Genomic DNA, 18,279 nt, shown 5'->3' on the forward strand with positions numbered 1-18,279 from the left:
TCACACTGGTGACAAACGTGCGTAAGAATATGAAAGCGAAGGCAATGTCGTTGTGGGATAGAGCGATGCTGTCGAGACGTTTCATNATAGAAACCATCAACGACCAGTTAAAAAATATCTCTCAAATAGAGCACTCTAGACACCGTAGCGTGCATGGTTTTATGCTCAATATGATTGCGGGACTTATCGCCTATCAATTGAAAGACAATAAGCCACAACTGAACATCACTCACGCGGAGTTTAATGCTATTGCAGTTATGGCTTGTTAAACCGATCTCAGGTTAATTATGTGATCTAATTGGTCATCAGTTTTTAATCATACAAAATATGAATCATCCCCACATCGCAGCCTGAGTAAAATCGGAGAAAAGCGCACGCAAACGTATGCGCTATCTTGCCTTACTCCATTTCACTGAAGGTCATTCTCGTACAGCCATCGCAAGCATGCTCAAGGTCAGTAGAACCAGTTTCAATCGCTGGGTCACCGCCTATTTAACCCATGGGCTGACTGGCCTTGCGATGCGCCCAATCCGGGCCGTCCTGCGACACTCTCCAACCCTCAGCTCGCTAAGCTTAACGCGTTCGTACAGCACAGAAGTCTATCTGAACAAGGTGGCAGGTTGATGGCCAAGGATGTCGGCCTGTATATTCAGTCTGAATTTGGCGTGACGTTCAAGCAAGCGAATATCTACCGCTTGTTACATCAACTTGGCTTCTCATGGATTACCACTCGCTCTCGCTACCCGAAACAATCTGAGGCTATACAAGAGGCTTTTAAAAAACTTCCGGATGGCAACGCTCCTTAACACACCTGGGCACATTGCACTCGCTCGCATTGACGTTTGGTTTCAAGATGAAGCCCGCTAATACTACCAGCCATATTGGGGCTGAGAAAGGGACTCGTCCACGAGTCGTCAAGCAACAACAATTTGAATCTGCGTATTGATATGGCGCCGTGTGTCCGGCAACGGGGGCGACACAAGCGATTATAGCCCCGCATGCCAATAGCGAATATATGCACGAGCATTTAAAACTGATTTCAACTGCCACCGCATTTTGACGTCATACGCTGGTCATCATGGAGGGTGCGGGCTGGCATCAACAGGATTTGGCTGATGGCTTTGCTAATCTGACGCTTCTCAAGTTGCCGCCTTATTCACCGGAGTTAAATCCGATAGAGCAGGTATGGTAATGGTTGCGTCAAAATGTGTTGGCTAATCGTTGTTTTAGTGGTTACGACGATATTGTCGAACAGTGCTATATTGCATGGAATACCTTCATAGAGAAGAAAGCAAGAATGATAGAATTGTGTACTAGACAGTGGACAATTTTGACCAGTTAGTTAATGGAATTGGTATTATCTCTTTAACTGTCGCCAAACAGCAAGCCAGCGCGATAAACATTACCGCTTAAGGCATAGGTACAGGATTAACCATAACGTGGCGTAAGAGGCGGATTATCAAGGCGCTAAAGCATAGGAAGAGATAAGGATTGAAGCGAGATTATGCGGAAAAATTCCATTAAAAAAGCCCTGCAATTGCTTGCAGGGCTTATCTAAATCTAACTAAATATATGGTGCGCGTGGAAGGATTCGAACCTCCGACCGCCTGGTTCGTAGCCAGGTACTCTATCCAGCTGAGCTACACGCGCTTAAATACGGGGTAAGTTGCTAACTTACCTACAGACTAGAGTTTAGAAGAAGCACTTAAGTCTCGCAAATTAAATCTATTCACTAGGAATAGAATGGCGGAGAAGGAGGGATTCGAACCCTCGATGGGAGATAAAGCCCATACTCCCTTAGCAGGGGAGCGCCTTCGGCCACTCGGCCACCTCTCCGCAAAATCTGCATTTGTAAGCTAATGCTTACTAAAATGGTGCGCGTGGAAGGATTCGAACCTCCGACCGCCTGGTTCGTAGCCAGGTACTCTATCCAGCTGAGCTACACGCGCGATTTTTGCGTTTTGCTAACAAAGCAAATGCTTTGCCTGCGAATTGGTGCGCATGGAAGGAGTCGAACCTCCGACCGCCTGGTTCGTAGCCAGGTACTCTATCCAGCTGAGCTACATGCGCATTTTTAACTGTTATCTCAACACATTCGCATTAAGATTGAATATGGTGCGCGTGGAAGGAGTCGAACCTCCGACCGCCTGGTTCGTAGCCAGGTACTCTATCCAGCTGAGCTACATGCGCATTTTTAACTGTTATCTCAACACATTCGCATTAAGATTGAATATGGTGCGCGTGGAAGGATTCGAACCTCCGACCGCCTGGTTCGTAGCCAGGTACTCTATCCAGCTGAGCTACACGCGCTTAAAAACACTTACTTGAAGCACTAACTACAAAATTTCGTCTGAAATTCAAACCTGATGAGTTAAACATAACTAATGCAGAGATGGTGCGCATGGAAGGAGTCGAACCTCCGACCGCCTGGTTCGTAGCCAGGTACTCTATCCAGCTGAGCTACATGCGCGACTTGTATCTATCTTGCTTCAATAAAATGGTGCGCGTGGAAGGATTCGAACCTCCGACCGCCTGGTTCGTAGCCAGGTACTCTATCCAGCTGAGCTACACGCGCACTTTTATCGGTAAGAAATGGCGGAGAAGGAGGGATTCGAACCCTCGATGGGAGATAAAGCCCATACTCCCTTAGCAGGGGAGCGCCTTCGGCCACTCGGCCACCTCTCCGTTTTCTTGGCGCACATATTACTGTTTGACGAAAATAAGTCAAACCCTTTTTCTGAAACAACTTCTGTTTGAAGCGTTTTTAATCACATTGCTGTTATATCAATCCAATGTGTTGATTTGCGCCAATCTTTCGGTTCAAAAAATAAAAAAGCCAGTTAAAAAACTGACTCTTCTATGTCGTTAATACTCGCCTAAACGCCGTATTAAAAGTTACCACCTTCTGAAGGTGTACCTGATTTTTCAGATTGAATGCGTTGGTAGATCTCTTCACGGTGGACAGAAACCTCTTTCGGTGCATTCACACCAATACGCACTTGATTGCCTTTTACCCCTAGCACTGTAACAGTGACTTCATCACCAATCATCAGTGTTTCGCCAACACGACGAGTCAAAATCAGCATTCGATAGCTCCTTTATGTCTTAATTCAGCTTACACACGGCACTCATCCGGTAGATGGGCTTATTATAGGGTCAGCTGAGTACAAATTAATAGTATTCAATACTCAAACGGTTATTTAATTACACCTTATTTAGCTCGAAAGCGTGATGTAGCGCCCGAACCGCCTTGTGTAAGTCCCTTTCATCGATCACAGTTGACAATTTACTCTCCGATGTCGAAAGTAACTTAGCATGGATTGTTTCATTACCCAATACATCTAACATCTTAGTCAATAATCCAACTTTTGCCTGTAAACCTTTGCCAACTAAAGACACTTTTGCACGTTGGCGCTCAACAATCAATTGGCCTAGATCAAGACTTTCACTTAAAAGCTCTAGCTCATGCAATAAAATATCCACCTTGGCTTCGGCCAGCATAAAACTGACACATTCGGCTGCCGAAGTCTCATTGAGTTTGAGCGGGGTAATAAACTCAACATCAATCTCAAGCCGTGCCAAGCAAGCTAACAGTGCTTGATAATGCTCACTGCTGGTAAATAACCCTTTTATGGTTAAGGTCGCGAGCGCCTTATTAATCGCAATACCTTGCACAGATGCTGCCATCGCCAGCTCGGACTCATCACCAAATTGGATTAATGTCCCATGGCCCGCCTCAAAGCTCGACAATACACGCAGTGGCACTTTAAAACGTTGTGCGTATTCAACCGAATCGGGATGCAACACCTTAGCGCCGAGTTTTGCCATTTCTAGCATCACATCAAAACCAATCACATCGAGGCGTCTAGCACTGCTGTCGATATTCGGATCGGTAGTAAATACACCGGGTACATCGGTAAAGATTTGGCATTCATCGGCTTTTAACGCCGCAGCGAGTGCCACCGCCGTAGTATCTGAACCACCGCGTCCTAAGGTTGTTACATCACCATTGGGATCGATACCTTGAAAGCCAGCCACTATCGGCACAATGCCGTCGTTTAGTAAGGAGGTTAAGTATGTCGTATCGACATGCTCAATACTCGCTCGACCAAACTGACTGTTTGTATGAATTTGCACTTGATCGCCAGTCAGGGATCTTGCATTAATGCCGCGACGTTGTAACGCCATCGCCATTAACGCAATACTGATTTGCTCTCCCGTCGAGACCAGCATATCGAGTTCCCGCGCACTCGCGCGGGGATCGATCTGCGCCGCTAACGCAAATAGTCTATTGGTCTCCCCTGCCATCGCAGAAAGCACCAAGACTTGCAGCTCACCATTGTGAGCGGACTTTGCAATTTGCTCGGCAACCACTTCGATGCGTTCAATCGACCCCACCGAAGTGCCACCAAACTTCTTCACAAAAAGCTTGCTACCACTAAGCTTTCGTTTTTCGAGCACAGCAACCTCTTAAGCTAAACGCTCAGTAATCCAAGGTAATACTTGAGACAGTGCCGCATCCAGATTTTCTGGTTGGCTACCACCCGCTTGGGCCATATCAGGGCGACCACCGCCTTTACCACCCACCTGTGCAGCAACCATAGCAACCAGTTCACCGGCCTTCACTTTACCGACTAAGTCGTTGCTTACACCAGCAATTAGGTTCACTTTGCCTTCTTGAGCCACACCAAGCAGGATAACGGTGGATTTCAGCTTTTGCTTTAACTCATCTTGCAGGCCACGCAGTGCACCTGCTTCAACGCCTTCAAGCTTCTTAATCAGCACATTTACGCCATTAACCACAACCGCATCACCAGCTAAATCAGCACTCGCTGCTGCCGCTAACTTATCTTTTAGTTGCTGCATATCTTTTTCAAGTTGCTTCATTTTATCCAGTTGCGCTTTCAGCTTAGCCACAACAGATTGAGTATCGCCTTTCAGCAGTGCTGCTGCTTCTTCAAGTTGCGCTTGTTGCTGTGCCACATAGGCCATCGCCGCAGCGCCGGTTACCGCTTCGATACGGCGAACGCCCGCAGCAATACCGCCTTCAGAGGTAATTTTGAATAGACCGATGTCACCAGTTCGGCCCACATGCGTACCACCACAAAGTTCGATTGAGAAATCGCCCATAGTGACAACTCGCACCTCGGCATCATATTTCTCACCAAAGAGTGCCATCGCGCCTTTTTCTTTCGCTTCATCAATCGCCATTTCAGCGACTTTCAGCTCATGGTTACGGCGAATTTGGGTGTTGACTAACTCTTCAACCTGTTTCAATTCAGCAGGCTTGACCGCTTCGAAATGAGAGAAGTCGAAACGTAAACGCTCAGGGTCAACTAACGAACCTTTTTGAGTAACGTGAGTGCCTAATACTTGACGCAGTGCAGCATGTAATAAGTGAGTCACAGAGTGGTTTAACTGAGTACGGTGGCGCAGTTTCTTATCTACTTTCGCTTCGAGTACTTGACCAACGCTTAGGCTGCCAGCCGTTAACGTCCCTTTGTGGCCAGAGGCTTGACCAAACTTTTGTGTATCGCTAACAGCAAACTCAATACCTTGAGCCACTAATACGCCCTTGTCACCGACTTGTCCGCCCGATTCGGCGTAGAATGGCGTCACATCAAGCACGACTACAGCATCATCACCCGCATTGATTGCAGGAACTGATTCACCGTTTAGGTAAAGTGCAGTGACTTTGGCATTGCCAGTGAGTTCTGAGTAACCACAGAATGCGGTTTCAGCATCAATTTTCAGTGCTGCGTTGTAATCGGCGCCGAAATTACCCGCGGCTTGAGCACGGCTACGTTGTTCTGCCATCGCCACTTCGAAACCCGCTTCGTCGACGATAATGTTGCGCTCACGGCATACGTCAGCGGTTAAATCCACTGGGAAGCCATAGGTATCGTACAGTTTGAAGACAGTTTCACCGTCCAAGGTGTCGCCCTGCAATTCGTTTAATGCGCTATCCAGAATACCTAAACCACGCTCAAGCGTACGGGCGAACTGCTCTTCTTCCGCTTTAAGGGCTTTTTCAACAATCACTTGGGTATCGGCAAGACCTTTAGCAGCATCGCCCATCACTTCAATTAACGTCGGAACTAACTTGTAGAAGAAAGCTTCGGTGGCGCCTAACTTGTTACCATGACGCACGGCGCGGCGAATAATACGACGCAGTACATAGCCACGACCTTCGTTTGATGGCATCACACCATCGGCAACTAAGAAGGCGCATGAACGGATATGGTCGGCAATAACGCGCAGCGACTTATTAGATAAGTCAGTCACACCGATGATTTCGGCCGCTTTAGCAATCAAGGCGCGGAAAATATCGATTTCGTAGTTTGAATGCACGCCTTGCATAATCGCAGCGATACGCTCGATACCCATACCAGTATCGACAGAGGGTTTTGGCAGCGGTAACATTTCACCAGAGGCTTGGCGATTGTATTGCATGAATACGATGTTCCAGATTTCGATGAAACGGTCGCCATCTTCTTCTGGGCTACCAGGACGTCCGCCCCAAATATGATCGCCGTGATCGTAGAAAATTTCGGTACAAGGGCCACAAGGACCTGTATCACCCATTTGCCAGAAGTTATCTGAAGCGAATGGCGCGCCCTTGTTGTCGCCGATGCGAATGATGTTTTCAGCGGCAACACCAATTTTTTTATTCCAAATTTCAAAGGCTTCATCGTCCGTTTGGTAAACAGTTACACACAGACGTTCCTTCGGTAGCTTTAATACTTCGGTCAGGAAGGTCCAACCAAAACGAATCGCATCTTCTTTGAAATAATCACCAAAGCTGAAGTTACCCAGCATTTCGAAGAAAGTATGGTGACGAGCGGTGTAACCAACGTTATCTAAATCGTTGTGTTTACCACCCGCACGGACGCAGCGTTGGGCAGTGGTCGCACGTGTATAGCTACGTTTGTCCATGCCAAGAAACACGTCCTTGAACTGGTTCATACCGGCGTTGGTGAATAACAGTGTGGGATCGTTGCCTGGTACAAGAGAGCTACTGTCCACAACTTGGTGACCATTGCTGCGGAAAAATTCGAGGAAAGCACTTCTAAGCGCTGCTGTCGTTTGATACATGAAATCGTCCTGAATTGGGTAAGCATGACCAGCTACACCATAAGGTAGCCGTATTTCTATTTGCCCAGCATTATAAGCAGACTAAGGAAAGACGACCAGCCTTGAATAGCGATATAGGCTTAGGAATCTCATATTTTCGGTGAGTTTGCTGCTAAGACATGGCTTATCACAAAAGCCAAGCGCTAAAGATGAGCCGAACCAGCACCCGCGGCCGAACGTACAAGACAATGAACAGACAAGCCTAGGGCGGCAAGTTTATGCCATGAAATTAGTCATCATTATCTGCCAAAGGGTCATAATCTAAGGCATAGGAGACTTGTTCGTAGTTAAAGCCTTGGCTCAGTAAAAACCGCACCCGTTTGGCTTTTTCTTTCGCTACTAGCTCACGGGATTGTGAGCCTTTAACCTCGGTGACTTTAGGGGTGACATATTTTTTGATGGCTTTGGCTTTTGCTAGCTCAAACCAATCATGATCATTTGCCGATAACGCGGCTTCGATACAATCCTTTGAAAGCCCCTTTTGGGCAATGGCTTGACGAATACGGATAGGCCCATGACCACGGGTAATGTGACTGCGAACAAGAAGCTCGGCATAACGCTTATCATTGATAAAGCCAGATGCTTCACAATCATCAAGCACAGGCTCGATATCAACGACTTCAAAGCCTTTTTCGAGCAGTTTAGAGCGGATTTCTTGGCGGGAATAGTCGCGGCGCGCTAACAGCGCGACCGCGATTTGACGGGCTGACTGGCTCAGAATACTTCGCCTGTTTCGAAATCAACATTACCTTCGTTACTCTCATCATCAGAAGAAGATGAAGACAATGCACTTGGGTTACTCAACAGTAATTCACGCAGTGTTTTATCGATTTCAGCAGCAATTTCTGGGTTTTCAGTCAGATATTTACCGGCATTTGCACGGCCCTGACCAATCTTGTCACCCTTATAGCTGTACCATGCACCGGCTTTTTCGATCAGTTTATGAGCCACACCTAAATCGACTAACTCACCAGTACGGTTGATACCTTGACCGTAAAGAATTTGGAACTCAGCTTGTTTAAATGGCGCGGCAACCTTGTTTTTAACCACTTTAACACGCGTCTCGTTACCTACCACTTCATCGCCTTCTTTGATAGCTCCGGTACGGCGAATATCGAGACGAACAGAAGCATAGAATTTCAGCGCGTTACCACCCGTTGTGGTTTCTGGGTTACCAAACATTACGCCAATCTTCATACGAATTTGGTTGATGAAGATTAACAGAGTATTCGATTGCTTGAGGTTACCCGCGAGCTTACGCATCGCTTGGCTCATCATACGCGCCGCTAGGCCCATGTGTGAATCACCAATTTCACCTTCAATTTCCGCTTTGGGTGTTAATGCCGCAACCGAGTCAACGATGATCACATCTACCGCACCAGAACGGGTTAACGCATCACAGATCTCAAGGGCTTGTTCACCAGTATCGGGTTGTGAACACAGTAAGTTATCGATATCTACGCCTAACTTTTTAGCATAGATAGGGTCTAGCGCGTGCTCGGCGTCGATAAAGGCACAGGTTTTACCTTCGCGCTGAGCGGCGGCAATCACTTCTAATGTCAGCGTCGTTTTACCTGATGATTCAGGACCATAAATCTCAACGATACGTCCCATTGGTAAACCGCCAGCCCCTAAGGCGACGTCAAGGGAAAGTGAACCAGTAGAAATAGTCTCAACATCCATAGAGCGGTCTTCGCCCAGCTTCATAATGGAGCCTTTACCAAATTGCTTTTCAATTTGGCTCAATACCGCAGCAAGTGCTTTCTCTTTGTTTGGATCGACCTTCATTCCTGTTCCCTCATCTAGACAGTATCAGTACTGTCAAAAGTGATATTCAATTTAATAAAGCGGGTGATCAAAAAGCGAAGCTCTTTGTCATAATCTGCTGACTAGTATACTGTACAATCATACAGTATCAAGACCTGTGAATGATTTATTTTTCAGTCAGAAAATTTTCCCGTTGAGACAAGCTTTTACCGACTCGTGCTGCAGATTTGTCAGGATATCAGTGAATATCCATGGTTTAAGGGTCAATTTTCAGAAAATTATTGCTAAGATTGGCGTCAATTTATTTTAGACAGTAACAGTGCACATTCACTGATTTTATCCCATTACTGTACGACTTATTTCCCCGCTTTGGGCCGGCATAACGGACGAAAACGATTTAATGAATCCTATAGATACCGATGATTTAGAAAAACATACCCCTATGATGCGTCAATATTTGACTATGAAAGCAGAGCATCACGATATGCTGCTGTTTTATCGTATGGGTGACTTCTATGAACTCTTCTATGATGACGCAAAACGCGCCTCTGAATTATTGGGCATTTCCCTTACGGCCCGCGGCAAAAGTGGCGGCGATCCGATCCCGATGGCAGGTATTCCTTACCATGCGGTTGAAGGCTATCTGGCCAAACTGGTTCAAATAGGTCAATCGGTCGCGATCTGTGAGCAGATTGGTGACCCTGCTACCTCAAAGGGCCCAGTTGAGCGAAAAGTGGTGCGTATTGTCACCCCAGGTACCTTGACCGACGAAGCCCTGTTGCAGGAGAGACAAGACAATCTGTTAGCCGCGGTTTACCAAGGTAAAGTTGGTTTTGGCTACGCGACCCTCGATGTGTCTTCCGGCCGCTTCGTGATTGCTGAATTAGAAACGAAGGAATCCCTCGAAGCCGAACTACAACGTACTAATCCAGTCGAAATTCTCTATAGCGAAGATTTTGGCGCTATGGAATTATTGAACCATTTCAAAGGCAAGCGTCGTCGCCCTGAATGGGAGTTTGATTACGATACCAGCATTAAACTGCTGCTGGCTCAATTTGGCACTAAGGATTTGCACGGCTTTGGGATTACCGATGCGCGGCTGTCGCTGCAAGCGGCTGGCTGCTTAATGCAATATGTGAAAGACACCCAGCGCACCGCCCTACCCCATATCAATGCCATTACCCGCTTCAATCAAACCGATACGATTGTCTTGGATGCGGCAACGCGCCGTAACCTCGAGCTGACACAAAATCTGAGTGGTGGTCGAGATAACACCCTAGCAGCCGTGCTTGACAATACCGCAACAGCGATGGGCAGCCGGATGTTGCAACGCTGGATCCATCAGCCGTTGAGGGACCATGCCCAGATTTTTGCTCGTCAAACGGCCGTGAATGAATTACTCAAGACTACGGCCCATGAGTCATTGCATGAGCAGCTTAAAGCCCTAGGCGATATCGAACGTATCATGGCAAGGCTGGCACTGCGTACCGCTCGTCCAAGGGATTTTGCCCGCCTACGCCAAGCATTAAACCTATTGCCTCAGTTGCAGCAGTCACTCGCGCAGCTAAGTGCGCCCCATATGGTGAAACTAGGCCAACTCTTAGGTGAATTTCCCGAAGAGCAACAGCTGCTTGAGCGCGCCATTGTCGATAACCCGCCCATGCTTATCCGTGATGGCGGCGTGATCCGCGAAGGCTACAATGCCGAGTTAGATGAATGGCGAGGCTTAAGTGAAGGGGCTACTGATTATCTTGTTCAGCTCGAGGCGCGGGAAAAAGAGCGTACCGGCATTGCCACGTTGAAGGTTGGCTACAACCGAGTGCATGGCTACTACATCGAAGTCAGTCGCCTGCAATCGCAGCAAGTGCCATTAAATTACCAGCGCCGTCAAACCCTTAAGAATATGGAGCGTTACATCACGCCTGAACTTAAGGAATACGAAGAAAAAGTGCTGTCGAGCCAAGGTAAGGCGCTTGCCCTTGAAAAACAACTTTGGGACGAATTATTTGATTTAATCCTCCCCAAGTTGCATGAACTACAAGCCTTTGCCAGAGCGGCAGCCGAACTCGATGTGCTGAGTAACTTTGCCGAACGTGCCGAAACCTTAGGCTATACCTGCCCAGAACTGAGCAGCGAAATCGGGGTAAAAATCGAAGCGGGTCGCCACCCTGTGGTTGAGCGTGTGAGTCAAACGCCTTTTATCGCCAATCCTGTCACCCTGCACAATCAACGCCGGATGTTGATTGTTACCGGTCCAAACATGGGCGGTAAATCGACCTACATGCGCCAAGTGGCGCTTATCACCCTAATGGCCCATATTGGCTGCTTTGTGCCAGCAAATCGCGCCATCATAGGCCCTATCGATAGGATTTTTACTCGGATTGGCGCCTCAGACGATCTCGCCTCTGGCCGTTCAACCTTTATGGTGGAAATGACAGAAACGGCAAATATTCTCCATAATGCGACCGCACAGAGTTTAGTCTTGATGGATGAAATTGGCCGTGGCACCTCAACCTACGATGGTCTGTCATTAGCTTGGTCTGCAGCGGAATATTTAGCGCAACAAGTCGGCGCAATGACGCTGTTTGCGACCCATTATTTCGAGTTAACACAATTACCGGAACTCATGGCTGGCGTCTATAACGTGCACCTCGATGCGATTGAGCACGAAGACACCATCGCCTTTATGCACGCGGTGCAAGAAGGTGCGGCCAGTAAGAGTTATGGCTTACAGGTTGCGGCCCTTGCCGGGGTGCCAGCTCGGGTGATTAAGGCGGCAAAACACAAGTTACATCAGCTTGAGAGCCGCGATAATCAAATGGAAGGTGCTAATGTTAACGGCACTAGGGCACCAATCCAAACCCTGTTAGCCCTGCCTGAGCCGGTGGAGAACCCAGCCGTCAGCAAATTAAAAGCCATCAATCCCGATAACCTGACCCCAAAACAGGCGCTAGATTTACTCTACGAGCTAAAACGCTTGAGCTAACACATAGAGTGAAAACTCGCGATAGCATAAACGTGAAAGCATAAAAAAACGCCCTGAAAATTGGGCGTTTTTTTATGACTTATTGAACTGGTTTAAGGCTAAATTCAAATCCTTTGTCTTCTAACTTTAACCTCTTAACTTTAGTCTCTGAACCTTAATTTCTAAGCCTAGTTTCTAAACTTTAGTCTCTAAACCTTAGTTTCTAAATAGTGCCTCGACAGAGAGACCTTGAGCGCCTAACAAATCACGTAAGCGTTTAAGGGCTTCCACTTGAATTTGGCGAACACGTTCACGGGTGAGGCCAATTTCTGCGCCCACGTCTTCAAGGGTTGAGGGTTCATAACCTAACAAACCAAAGCGGCGTGCTAACACTTCTCTTTGTTTGGTATTAAGTTCGTTGAGCCATTTGACCACTGAGTTAGAAATGTCTTCATCTTGTACTTTGTAGTCTGGGCCTACGTTGTCGTCATCGGCAAGCACATCGAGTAAGGCCTTGTCGTTATCGCCACCTAAGGGGATATCGACAGAGGTGATCTTCTCGTTAAGCTTCAGCATACGGCTGACATCAACACTGGATACTTGCAGTTTTTCGGCAATTTCTTCTGCAGTAGGTTCGTGGTCAAGTTTTTGCGCTAATTCCCGAGCCGTACGTAAATACACGTTGAGTTCTTTTACAACATGGATTGGCAAGCGAATCGTGCGGGTTTGATTCATGATGGCACGTTCTATGGTTTGTCTGATCCACCAGGTCGCATAGGTTGAAAAACGGAAGCCTCTTTCAGGGTCGAATTTTTCCACCGCACGGATCAAGCCAAGATTACCCTCTTCGATTAAATCCAGCAGCGCTAGGCCACGATTATTGTAACGACGGGCAATTTTAACCACGAGTCGCAGGTTACTCTCAATCATGCGATTACGGGATTTTTCGCAGCCTTTTAAGGCCTTACGGGAAAAGTAAACTTCTTCTTCTGCGCTAAGCAGTGGGGAAAACCCTATTTCACCTAAATAGAGTTGGGTGGCATCAAGATTTTTTTGCAGGTCATCTTGAACCTGTTGTTCGAGTCCTAGTTCTTGAACTAAATCAGCGGCAATATCCTCTTTATCGAGATCAAACTCTGCGGTATCGACGGAAAAATCTACTAGTTCTTCTGCGGCAGTGCTATTTATGCGGCTCATGATCAAATCTCCCAAACCTAATGTAAACTGCTTGAATTACTGCAATTTTTTACCCTCCATGCCAACAAGGCCCTAAACAATCATTGTTTAGGTAAATAGTTAAGTGGGTTAACAGACTGGCCGTGGTAACGGATCTCGAAGCGAAGCATTACCTGATTGGTACCTGTACTGCCCATTTTTGCAACTGTCTGTCCAGCAAGGACATGTTGCTTTTCTTCGACTAAGATCTGATCTGCATGAGCATAGGCACTAAGGTAATCGTCACTATGTTTAATAATCACTAAATTACCATAACCCCTAAGAGCACTACCTGCGTATACCACCCGCCCATCTGCAGCGGCTTTGATGATATCTCCGCGTTTTCCTGCGATCTTAATTCCTTTATTTCCCTGCTCATTGGCAGAGTATGTCCCAATCAATTTACCTCTTACTGGCCATTGCCACTGACTCACACTGTCTGGCAGTGTTGATGTCGGTGCAACGAGCGAAGAGTTAATATTTTGTTGAGCACTTGTTGCAGAATACGCAGGCTTGGCTTTCTGATCAAGTGTTTTTTTCTGCTGTTCACTTGACAAGTTTTTAGTGGAAGAATTGTTACTAGCTGATTGTTTATCAACAGAATTTGCTTTATTTTGCCCTTTAGACGCAGAATTACTTCCACCTAAAGTAGTAGAGCCTTTGCCATGTTGCCCACGATCATTCGTTAAATATAAAATCTGTCCAGGGTAGATGGTGTACGATTTATCTAATTGATTAATTTTAGCAATTTCGGCGAAATCTTTACCCGCTGCCCAAGAGATCGAGTAAAGGGTGTCACCTTTCTTAACTTTATATGAATTAGATTTAATGTGGCCTTTGTTATGTTTGGAATAACTGTGGGAAAGACTTTCGACAGGTGCGGGGCGACTCGCCTGAAAGCTACAGCCCGCAAGCAACAACACTAAACTGAGGTTTAAGAGTAAACCCACATTCAACAATAAAAACTCCTCTTTAGGGCTATCTTACTGTTTTACCAAATCATTAAGGTCAAGTGTTTAACGAAGTGACCTAAAGCTAAAAACTTAAGTAAAAAACTTAAGCGAGCTCACCATTGACCAAGGGCACAAATTTGACGGTTTCGATCACTTCAGAACTAAAACGGTCTGTGCGGCGGGTAAAGCGCATCAGTTGCTGCGTCTCTTCACCAACAGGGATAAGTAATACGCCGCCTTCGGCTAGCTGGGATAATAAGGCTTCAGGAACCTTGGCCGCTGCCGCCGTGACCATAATGCCGTCGAAGGGGCTGCGATTCGACCAACCCTGCCAACCATCGCCATATTTAAATGAGACATTATGAAGATCGAGTCGTTTTAATCTTTGCCTCGCTTGGATCTGTAGCCCTTTGATACGCTCAATGGTGCACAGTTCTGGCACTAATTGCGCGAGTATCGCCGCTTGGTAGCCAGAGCCCGTTCCTACCTCAAGCACCTTTTGCGGCTGATGTTGCAGCAGTAACTCTGTCATACGAGCAACGATATAAGGCTGAGAAATGGTTTGTCCTTGACCTATGGGCAAGGCGGTATTTTCGTAGGCTTTATGGGCCAGCGCATTATCAAGAAACAACTCACGCGGGGTATGGGATATTGCCTTAAGAACGGCTGGATGGCGGATCCCCGCCTCCTGAAGCTTTTTAGCTAAATTCACCGCCGATGTTAAGGCAACTCGAGTCATATTTTATCTACCCAATCTTGCAATACCGATAATTGTCTATATGCGGTCAAGTCCACGGTTAAGGGAGTGATCGACACATAACCATGGGCTACCGCATGGAAATCCGTTCCTTCACTCGCATCTTGTTCAACACCCGGTGGGCCAAGCCAGAAAATCTCTCGTCCCGCTGGATCTTGTGTTCGCACTATGCCTTCGGCCTTATGCCGTGCCCCTAGGCGCGTCACCCTGATCCCTTTAATCTCATTGAGCGGTAAATCGGGCACATTGATATTGAGGATCTGATCGCTCGCAATCGGATGGGCTAACAGCCCCTGTACAATTCGCCGTGCATACACTGCTGCGGTGTGATAATGCTTTAATGCCTTACCATTAAGCGAAATCGCAACGGCGGGGAAACCTAAAAAACGCCCCTCCATCGCCGCCGCAACCGTGCCCGAATATAAAGTATCATCCCCCATATTCGCGCCAGCATTAATGCCCGATACCACCATATCCGGCTCACCATCACAAAGCTCGCGTATGGCTAAGTGAACACAATCAGTGGGTGTACCGTGAACCGAAATATAACCATTATCTAACCTATTAATTCTTAATGGGTTAGTCAAGGTTAAAGAGTTACTTGCGCCGGAACAATTACGATCGGGCGCGACCGTCATCACAGTGGCGATTTCGGTGAGCGCCTCGGTTAAGGCTTTGATCCCCGATGCATTCACCCCATCATCATTACTGACTAGGATGCGGATCATAAAGCGGGCTCGCCATTCTTTATAACATTGACCTCTGCAACATCATTTTCAGTGGCGACATTAGCCTCAGGAGCATTCGCATCAGGCGTGACTGTCGCTTGCCATTGCAGCTCTTTCACATCTTTATAATCCACCAGTTCTCTTAACAGCGATGTCGCAAAGCTGCCCGCAGGTAAGATAAATTCGAGCACTAATCCATCCACAGTTTGCTCGTATTTAAGGCCTTGAGGCTCGAGTAGCAATGGGCGACGCTCCTGCTCAAGCCCCGCGTGCTCAAGGCCGTAGCAATCTTCGCTTAGCTCTGCCATAGCGAGGGTTTCAACCTCAGCAGCTTCACCCTGCGGCAGCATTTTTCCGCGTCCCCAGAGTGGCGCAGAAAGCTGAATATCTTTCTCAATTAAGCGTTTTAATACTACTAAGTCCCATTCAGGCGTGACGAAAAAGCTCTTACTGCCCGCTAGCATCACGCAATCCCCCGCTAAGGGTTTAGTGCCATGATTGGCCAAACGATAGGAGACGACAGTATTGAACAGATTGGAGCGTACCGCAGACAGATACATGCTGCGCTTATTACGGTCTTTCACCTTTTTACCCGCCAGCATTTGCCGACCAAGCACCAAGTTTTTGCCATCGTGACCGAAACGCTGCTCACCAAAATAATTCGGTACACCGATTTGGCTGACTTTTTCGATGCGACTGATAATGTCTTCCACGTTTGTGACATTACGCAGGGTTAGAATAAAACGGTTGCCCAAGAGCGCGCCAATACGCAGTTTTTTACTGTGGCGACTACTGGATAATATGGTTAAGCGCTCGCTGTTTAGCTCGCTCCACGCGGGGGTTTCTTTACCTGGGATACGAATGCCAAACCACTGTTCTGTGATGGCATTTTTATCTTTTTGTCCGGCATAGGTCACTTCTTTCGGATGAACCTTAGCGAACTTCGCCAGCATTTCAGCCACTTGCACCGTGTTTAGCCCATCCTTACGAATGTGGACTAAATGATGCTCGCCCTCGCCCGACGGGCTAAAAGGCAAAATCTCTTTCACGATAAAGTCGCTGTTAACGGTTCTTAAATCGGCAGTGGCCGTCGGTTTGCCGTACAGGTAATGTAGTTCGCTCATGGGTCTTTCTTATCTCTTAAAGTTTCAGGCTATTGGCGGCTGAGTAATACAACGGCTTCAACCGCAATGCCTTCTTTACGGCCGGTAAAGCCGAGTTTTTCGGTGGTGGTGGCCTTAACGTTGATATCGGCAATGTCAGCATTAAGATCGGCCGCCAACACTTGGCGCATATCCTCGATATACGGCGCCATCTTAGGCGCCTGGGCAATGATAGTGACATCCAGATTACCCAGCTCAAATCCCTTCGCCCGCGCTAACGCATAGCAGTGGCGCAACAAGACGCGACTATCGGCGCCCTTATAGGCGGCATCGGTATCGGGGAAATGTTTACCAATATCCCCAAGGGCCATCGCCCCTAGAATGGCATCGGAGATGGCATGCAACACCACATCACCGTCGGAATGAGCCACCAGCCCAGTTTCGTAAGGGACTTCGACCCCACATAAAATTAACGGGCGCGCTTCACCAAATTTATGGACATCAAAACCATGGCCGATTCGGATTTTCATTACTTATTTCCTAACGTATTTAATAGATTGCGCAATTCACTCTGCTTGGCTTCAAGCATTCGCGCGCAGTAAAAAAAGCTCTGCCAACTCCAAATCATCGGGATGAGTGACTTTAATGTTATCCGCCCGCCCCGCGACCAAACCTGGGGAAATACCCGCCCACTCCATCGCCGAAGCTTCATCGGTCACGACGGCCCCCGCGGCAAGCGCGGCTTTTAAATGTAATCGCAACAAGGAGGTTGGGAATAACTGCGGCGTCAACGCATGCCAGAGATTATCGCGGCAAACAGTCGAGCTAATTTCACCTAAGCAATTGGCGCGCTTCATGGTATCCCGCACAGGCATAGCCAAAATCGCCCCTTGGGGAAAGTGCACCCGCGATGCCAACAATTTATCTATGTCTTGCGCAGTCAGGCAGGGTCTGGCCGCATCGTGAACTAAAGCCCAACCATTATCAGGCGCCTTATCGAGTGCCGCCAGCACCGAGTCGGCGCGCTCAGAGCCACCAATGACAGTTACCAGCTTGGGATGCTTGGACTGAGGCAACGCAGCAAACTCGGTATCCTCAGGATGCAGCGCCACAATCACTTGGTTAATTTGCGGATGGGACAATAACTTGTCTAAGGTATGGGCCAGAATGCTTTGCCCTAGCAAGGTTAAATATTGCTTGGGTTTGCCCGCGCCCATGCGGCTGCCAATCCCCGCGGCGGGCACAATCGCCACCACATGGTGCGAGAAAGGATCAATTTGAACTGCAACTTGGGTTTCGACCTGCGGCGCGGCCTCTAATACGGTATCCATAGGCGCTCCGTTACTGCGAGGGACTCGATACTGAACGGTCACCGCCCACCACGCGATAGAAGGTTTCGCCTTCTTTCACCATGCCTAGCTCGTTACGCGCCCGCTCTTCAATCGCTTCGGTGCCACTCTTAAGGTCGATAATTTCCTCTTTAAGCACTTGATTACGCTCATTGAGTTTTGCATTACCTTCTTGCTGAGCCGCGATCTGTTTTTGCAGAACAAAGTATTCAGGCAGGCTGTTATCGCCCGACCACAGCCGATATTGCAGCAAACCGAGAAGCACTATGAGTGCAATGACAAAGAATTTCATGGAGGAATTAGCGTCA

15 protein-coding genes, 9 tRNA genes and 1 pseudogene are annotated in these 18,279 nt (G+C 47.6%); 3 read left to right on the forward strand and 22 right to left on the reverse strand.

Annotation, left to right across the window (positions count from 1 at the left end):
- Together EYR25_RS18385 and EYR25_RS18390 are read left to right on the forward strand one after the other, a co-directional pair.
- On the forward strand, window positions 1–269 hold a 269-nt coding region (locus EYR25_RS18385; protein ID WP_243729914.1), incomplete at its 5' end, for a transposase.
- 115 nt (window positions 270–384) lie between these two features.
- Window positions 385–1,342 (forward strand): annotated as a pseudogene (locus EYR25_RS18390) (IS630 family transposase).
- A gap of 231 nt (window positions 1,343–1,573) precedes the next feature.
- Here EYR25_RS18390 and EYR25_RS18395 read toward each other — a convergent pair.
- From EYR25_RS18395 to recA, 14 genes are all read right to left on the reverse strand, one after another.
- Window positions 1,574–1,650 (reverse strand) — tRNA-Arg (locus EYR25_RS18395).
- Between the two features lie 94 nt (window positions 1,651–1,744).
- Window positions 1,745–1,836: transfer RNA gene (locus tag EYR25_RS18400), tRNA-Ser, on the reverse strand.
- A 36-nt stretch (window positions 1,837–1,872) separates the two neighbouring features.
- Window positions 1,873–1,949: transfer RNA gene (locus EYR25_RS18405), tRNA-Arg, on the reverse strand.
- Between the two features lie 44 nt (window positions 1,950–1,993).
- Window positions 1,994–2,070, reverse strand: a tRNA-Arg gene (locus EYR25_RS18410).
- 43 nt (window positions 2,071–2,113) lie between these two features.
- Window positions 2,114–2,190, reverse strand: a tRNA-Arg gene (locus EYR25_RS18415).
- A 43-nt stretch (window positions 2,191–2,233) separates the two neighbouring features.
- A tRNA-Arg gene (locus tag EYR25_RS18420) sits at window positions 2,234–2,310 on the reverse strand.
- A gap of 83 nt (window positions 2,311–2,393) precedes the next feature.
- Window positions 2,394–2,470: transfer RNA gene (locus EYR25_RS18425), tRNA-Arg, on the reverse strand.
- A 28-nt stretch (window positions 2,471–2,498) separates the two neighbouring features.
- A tRNA-Arg gene (locus EYR25_RS18430) sits at window positions 2,499–2,575 on the reverse strand.
- 18 nt (window positions 2,576–2,593) lie between these two features.
- A tRNA-Ser gene (locus EYR25_RS18435) sits at window positions 2,594–2,685 on the reverse strand.
- A 203-nt stretch (window positions 2,686–2,888) separates the two neighbouring features.
- Window positions 2,889–3,086 (reverse strand): carbon storage regulator CsrA, encoded by a 198-nt coding sequence (gene csrA, locus EYR25_RS18440; protein ID WP_006082602.1) that lies wholly within the window; start codon window positions 3,084–3,086, stop codon window positions 2,889–2,891.
- A gap of 118 nt (window positions 3,087–3,204) precedes the next feature.
- Entirely contained in the window at window positions 3,205–4,461 is a 1,257-nt protein-coding gene (locus tag EYR25_RS18445) for an aspartate kinase (RefSeq protein ID WP_133182064.1), read from the reverse strand.
- A 9-nt stretch (window positions 4,462–4,470) separates the two neighbouring features.
- Window positions 4,471–7,095 carry an alanine--tRNA ligase gene (gene alaS, locus EYR25_RS18450; protein ID WP_133182066.1) on the reverse strand — a complete coding sequence of 875 codons (2,625 nt, stop codon included), beginning with the start codon at window positions 7,093–7,095 and terminating at the stop codon, window positions 4,471–4,473.
- A 268-nt stretch (window positions 7,096–7,363) separates the two neighbouring features.
- A complete protein-coding gene (locus tag EYR25_RS18455) occupies window positions 7,364–7,831 on the reverse strand; it encodes a regulatory protein RecX (protein ID WP_412085088.1) in 468 nt (155 codons plus the stop codon).
- A 17-nt stretch (window positions 7,832–7,848) separates the two neighbouring features.
- The gene (gene recA, locus EYR25_RS18460; RefSeq protein ID WP_023267542.1) at window positions 7,849–8,922 is read right to left on the reverse strand and encodes a recombinase RecA; all 1,074 of its coding nucleotides are present in this window, start codon (window positions 8,920–8,922) and stop codon (window positions 7,849–7,851) included.
- 379 nt (window positions 8,923–9,301) lie between these two features.
- Between recA and mutS the strand changes: the two genes are divergently transcribed.
- Window positions 9,302–11,887 (forward strand): DNA mismatch repair protein MutS, encoded by a 2,586-nt coding sequence (gene mutS / locus EYR25_RS18465; protein WP_133182068.1) that lies wholly within the window; start codon window positions 9,302–9,304, stop codon window positions 11,885–11,887.
- Window positions 11,888–12,082: 195 nt separating this feature from the next.
- On the opposite strand, the gene rpoS is transcribed toward mutS, so the two are convergent.
- The 8 genes from rpoS to ftsB form a co-directional block, all read right to left on the reverse strand.
- The gene (rpoS, locus tag EYR25_RS18470) at window positions 12,083–13,063 is read right to left on the reverse strand and encodes an RNA polymerase sigma factor RpoS (RefSeq protein ID WP_011621912.1); all 981 of its coding nucleotides are present in this window, start codon (window positions 13,061–13,063) and stop codon (window positions 12,083–12,085) included.
- 80 nt (window positions 13,064–13,143) lie between these two features.
- The gene (locus tag EYR25_RS18475) at window positions 13,144–14,040 is read right to left on the reverse strand and encodes a peptidoglycan DD-metalloendopeptidase family protein (RefSeq protein WP_133182071.1); all 897 of its coding nucleotides are present in this window, start codon (window positions 14,038–14,040) and stop codon (window positions 13,144–13,146) included.
- Between the two features lie 97 nt (window positions 14,041–14,137).
- Window positions 14,138–14,773, reverse strand: coding sequence for a protein-L-isoaspartate(D-aspartate) O-methyltransferase (locus EYR25_RS18480; RefSeq protein WP_133182073.1), 636 nt, complete (start codon window positions 14,771–14,773; stop codon window positions 14,138–14,140).
- Entirely contained in the window at window positions 14,770–15,519 is a 750-nt protein-coding gene (gene surE, locus EYR25_RS18485; RefSeq protein WP_133182075.1) for a 5'/3'-nucleotidase SurE, read from the reverse strand. The genes EYR25_RS18480 and surE overlap by 4 nt, the downstream gene beginning before the upstream one ends.
- Window positions 15,516–16,643, reverse strand: coding sequence for a tRNA pseudouridine(13) synthase TruD (truD, locus tag EYR25_RS18490; RefSeq protein WP_133182077.1), 1,128 nt, complete (start codon window positions 16,641–16,643; stop codon window positions 15,516–15,518). The genes surE and truD overlap by 4 nt, the downstream gene beginning before the upstream one ends.
- A gap of 29 nt (window positions 16,644–16,672) precedes the next feature.
- The gene (gene ispF, locus EYR25_RS18495; protein WP_023267548.1) at window positions 16,673–17,152 is read right to left on the reverse strand and encodes a 2-C-methyl-D-erythritol 2,4-cyclodiphosphate synthase; all 480 of its coding nucleotides are present in this window, start codon (window positions 17,150–17,152) and stop codon (window positions 16,673–16,675) included.
- Window positions 17,153–17,203: 51 nt separating this feature from the next.
- Window positions 17,204–17,953, reverse strand: a complete 750-nt coding sequence (ispD, locus tag EYR25_RS18500) for a 2-C-methyl-D-erythritol 4-phosphate cytidylyltransferase (RefSeq protein WP_133182079.1) — start codon at window positions 17,951–17,953, stop codon at window positions 17,204–17,206.
- Window positions 17,954–17,963: 10 nt separating this feature from the next.
- Complete coding sequence (gene ftsB / locus EYR25_RS18505) at window positions 17,964–18,263, reverse strand: cell division protein FtsB (RefSeq protein WP_011625569.1); 300 nt, start codon at window positions 18,261–18,263, stop codon at window positions 17,964–17,966.
- Between the last annotated feature and the right edge of the window lie 16 nt (window positions 18,264–18,279).

The organism is Shewanella decolorationis (genome assembly GCF_004354305.1).
GTDB classification, from domain to species: Bacteria; Pseudomonadota; Gammaproteobacteria; order Enterobacterales; family Shewanellaceae; genus Shewanella; species Shewanella decolorationis.

What these genes read in the sequence shown, in the direction of transcription:
- alaS (WP_133182066.1), bottom strand. Translation starts at nt 7,095, where the DNA reads ATGTATCAAACGACAGCAGCGCTTAGAAGTGCTTTCCTCGAATTTTTC.
- surE (WP_133182075.1), bottom strand. Translation starts at nt 15,519, where the DNA reads ATGATCCGCATCCTAGTCAGTAATGATGATGGGGTGAATGCATCGGGG.
- ispD (WP_133182079.1), bottom strand. Translation starts at nt 17,953, where the DNA reads ATGGATACCGTATTAGAGGCCGCGCCGCAGGTCGAAACCCAAGTTGCA.
- truD (WP_133182077.1), bottom strand. Translation starts at nt 16,643, where the DNA reads ATGAGCGAACTACATTACCTGTACGGCAAACCGACGGCCACTGCCGAT.
- rpoS (WP_011621912.1), bottom strand. Translation starts at nt 13,063, where the DNA reads ATGAGCCGCATAAATAGCACTGCCGCAGAAGAACTAGTAGATTTTTCC.
- EYR25_RS18480 (WP_133182073.1), bottom strand. Translation starts at nt 14,773, where the DNA reads ATGACTCGAGTTGCCTTAACATCGGCGGTGAATTTAGCTAAAAAGCTT.
- mutS (WP_133182068.1), top strand. Translation starts at nt 9,302, where the DNA reads ATGAATCCTATAGATACCGATGATTTAGAAAAACATACCCCTATGATG.
- ftsB (WP_011625569.1), bottom strand. Translation starts at nt 18,263, where the DNA reads ATGAAATTCTTTGTCATTGCACTCATAGTGCTTCTCGGTTTGCTGCAA.
- recA (WP_023267542.1), bottom strand. Translation starts at nt 8,922, where the DNA reads ATGAAGGTCGATCCAAACAAAGAGAAAGCACTTGCTGCGGTATTGAGC.
- csrA (WP_006082602.1), bottom strand. Translation starts at nt 3,086, where the DNA reads ATGCTGATTTTGACTCGTCGTGTTGGCGAAACACTGATGATTGGTGAT.
- ispF (WP_023267548.1), bottom strand. Translation starts at nt 17,152, where the DNA reads ATGAAAATCCGAATCGGCCATGGTTTTGATGTCCATAAATTTGGTGAA.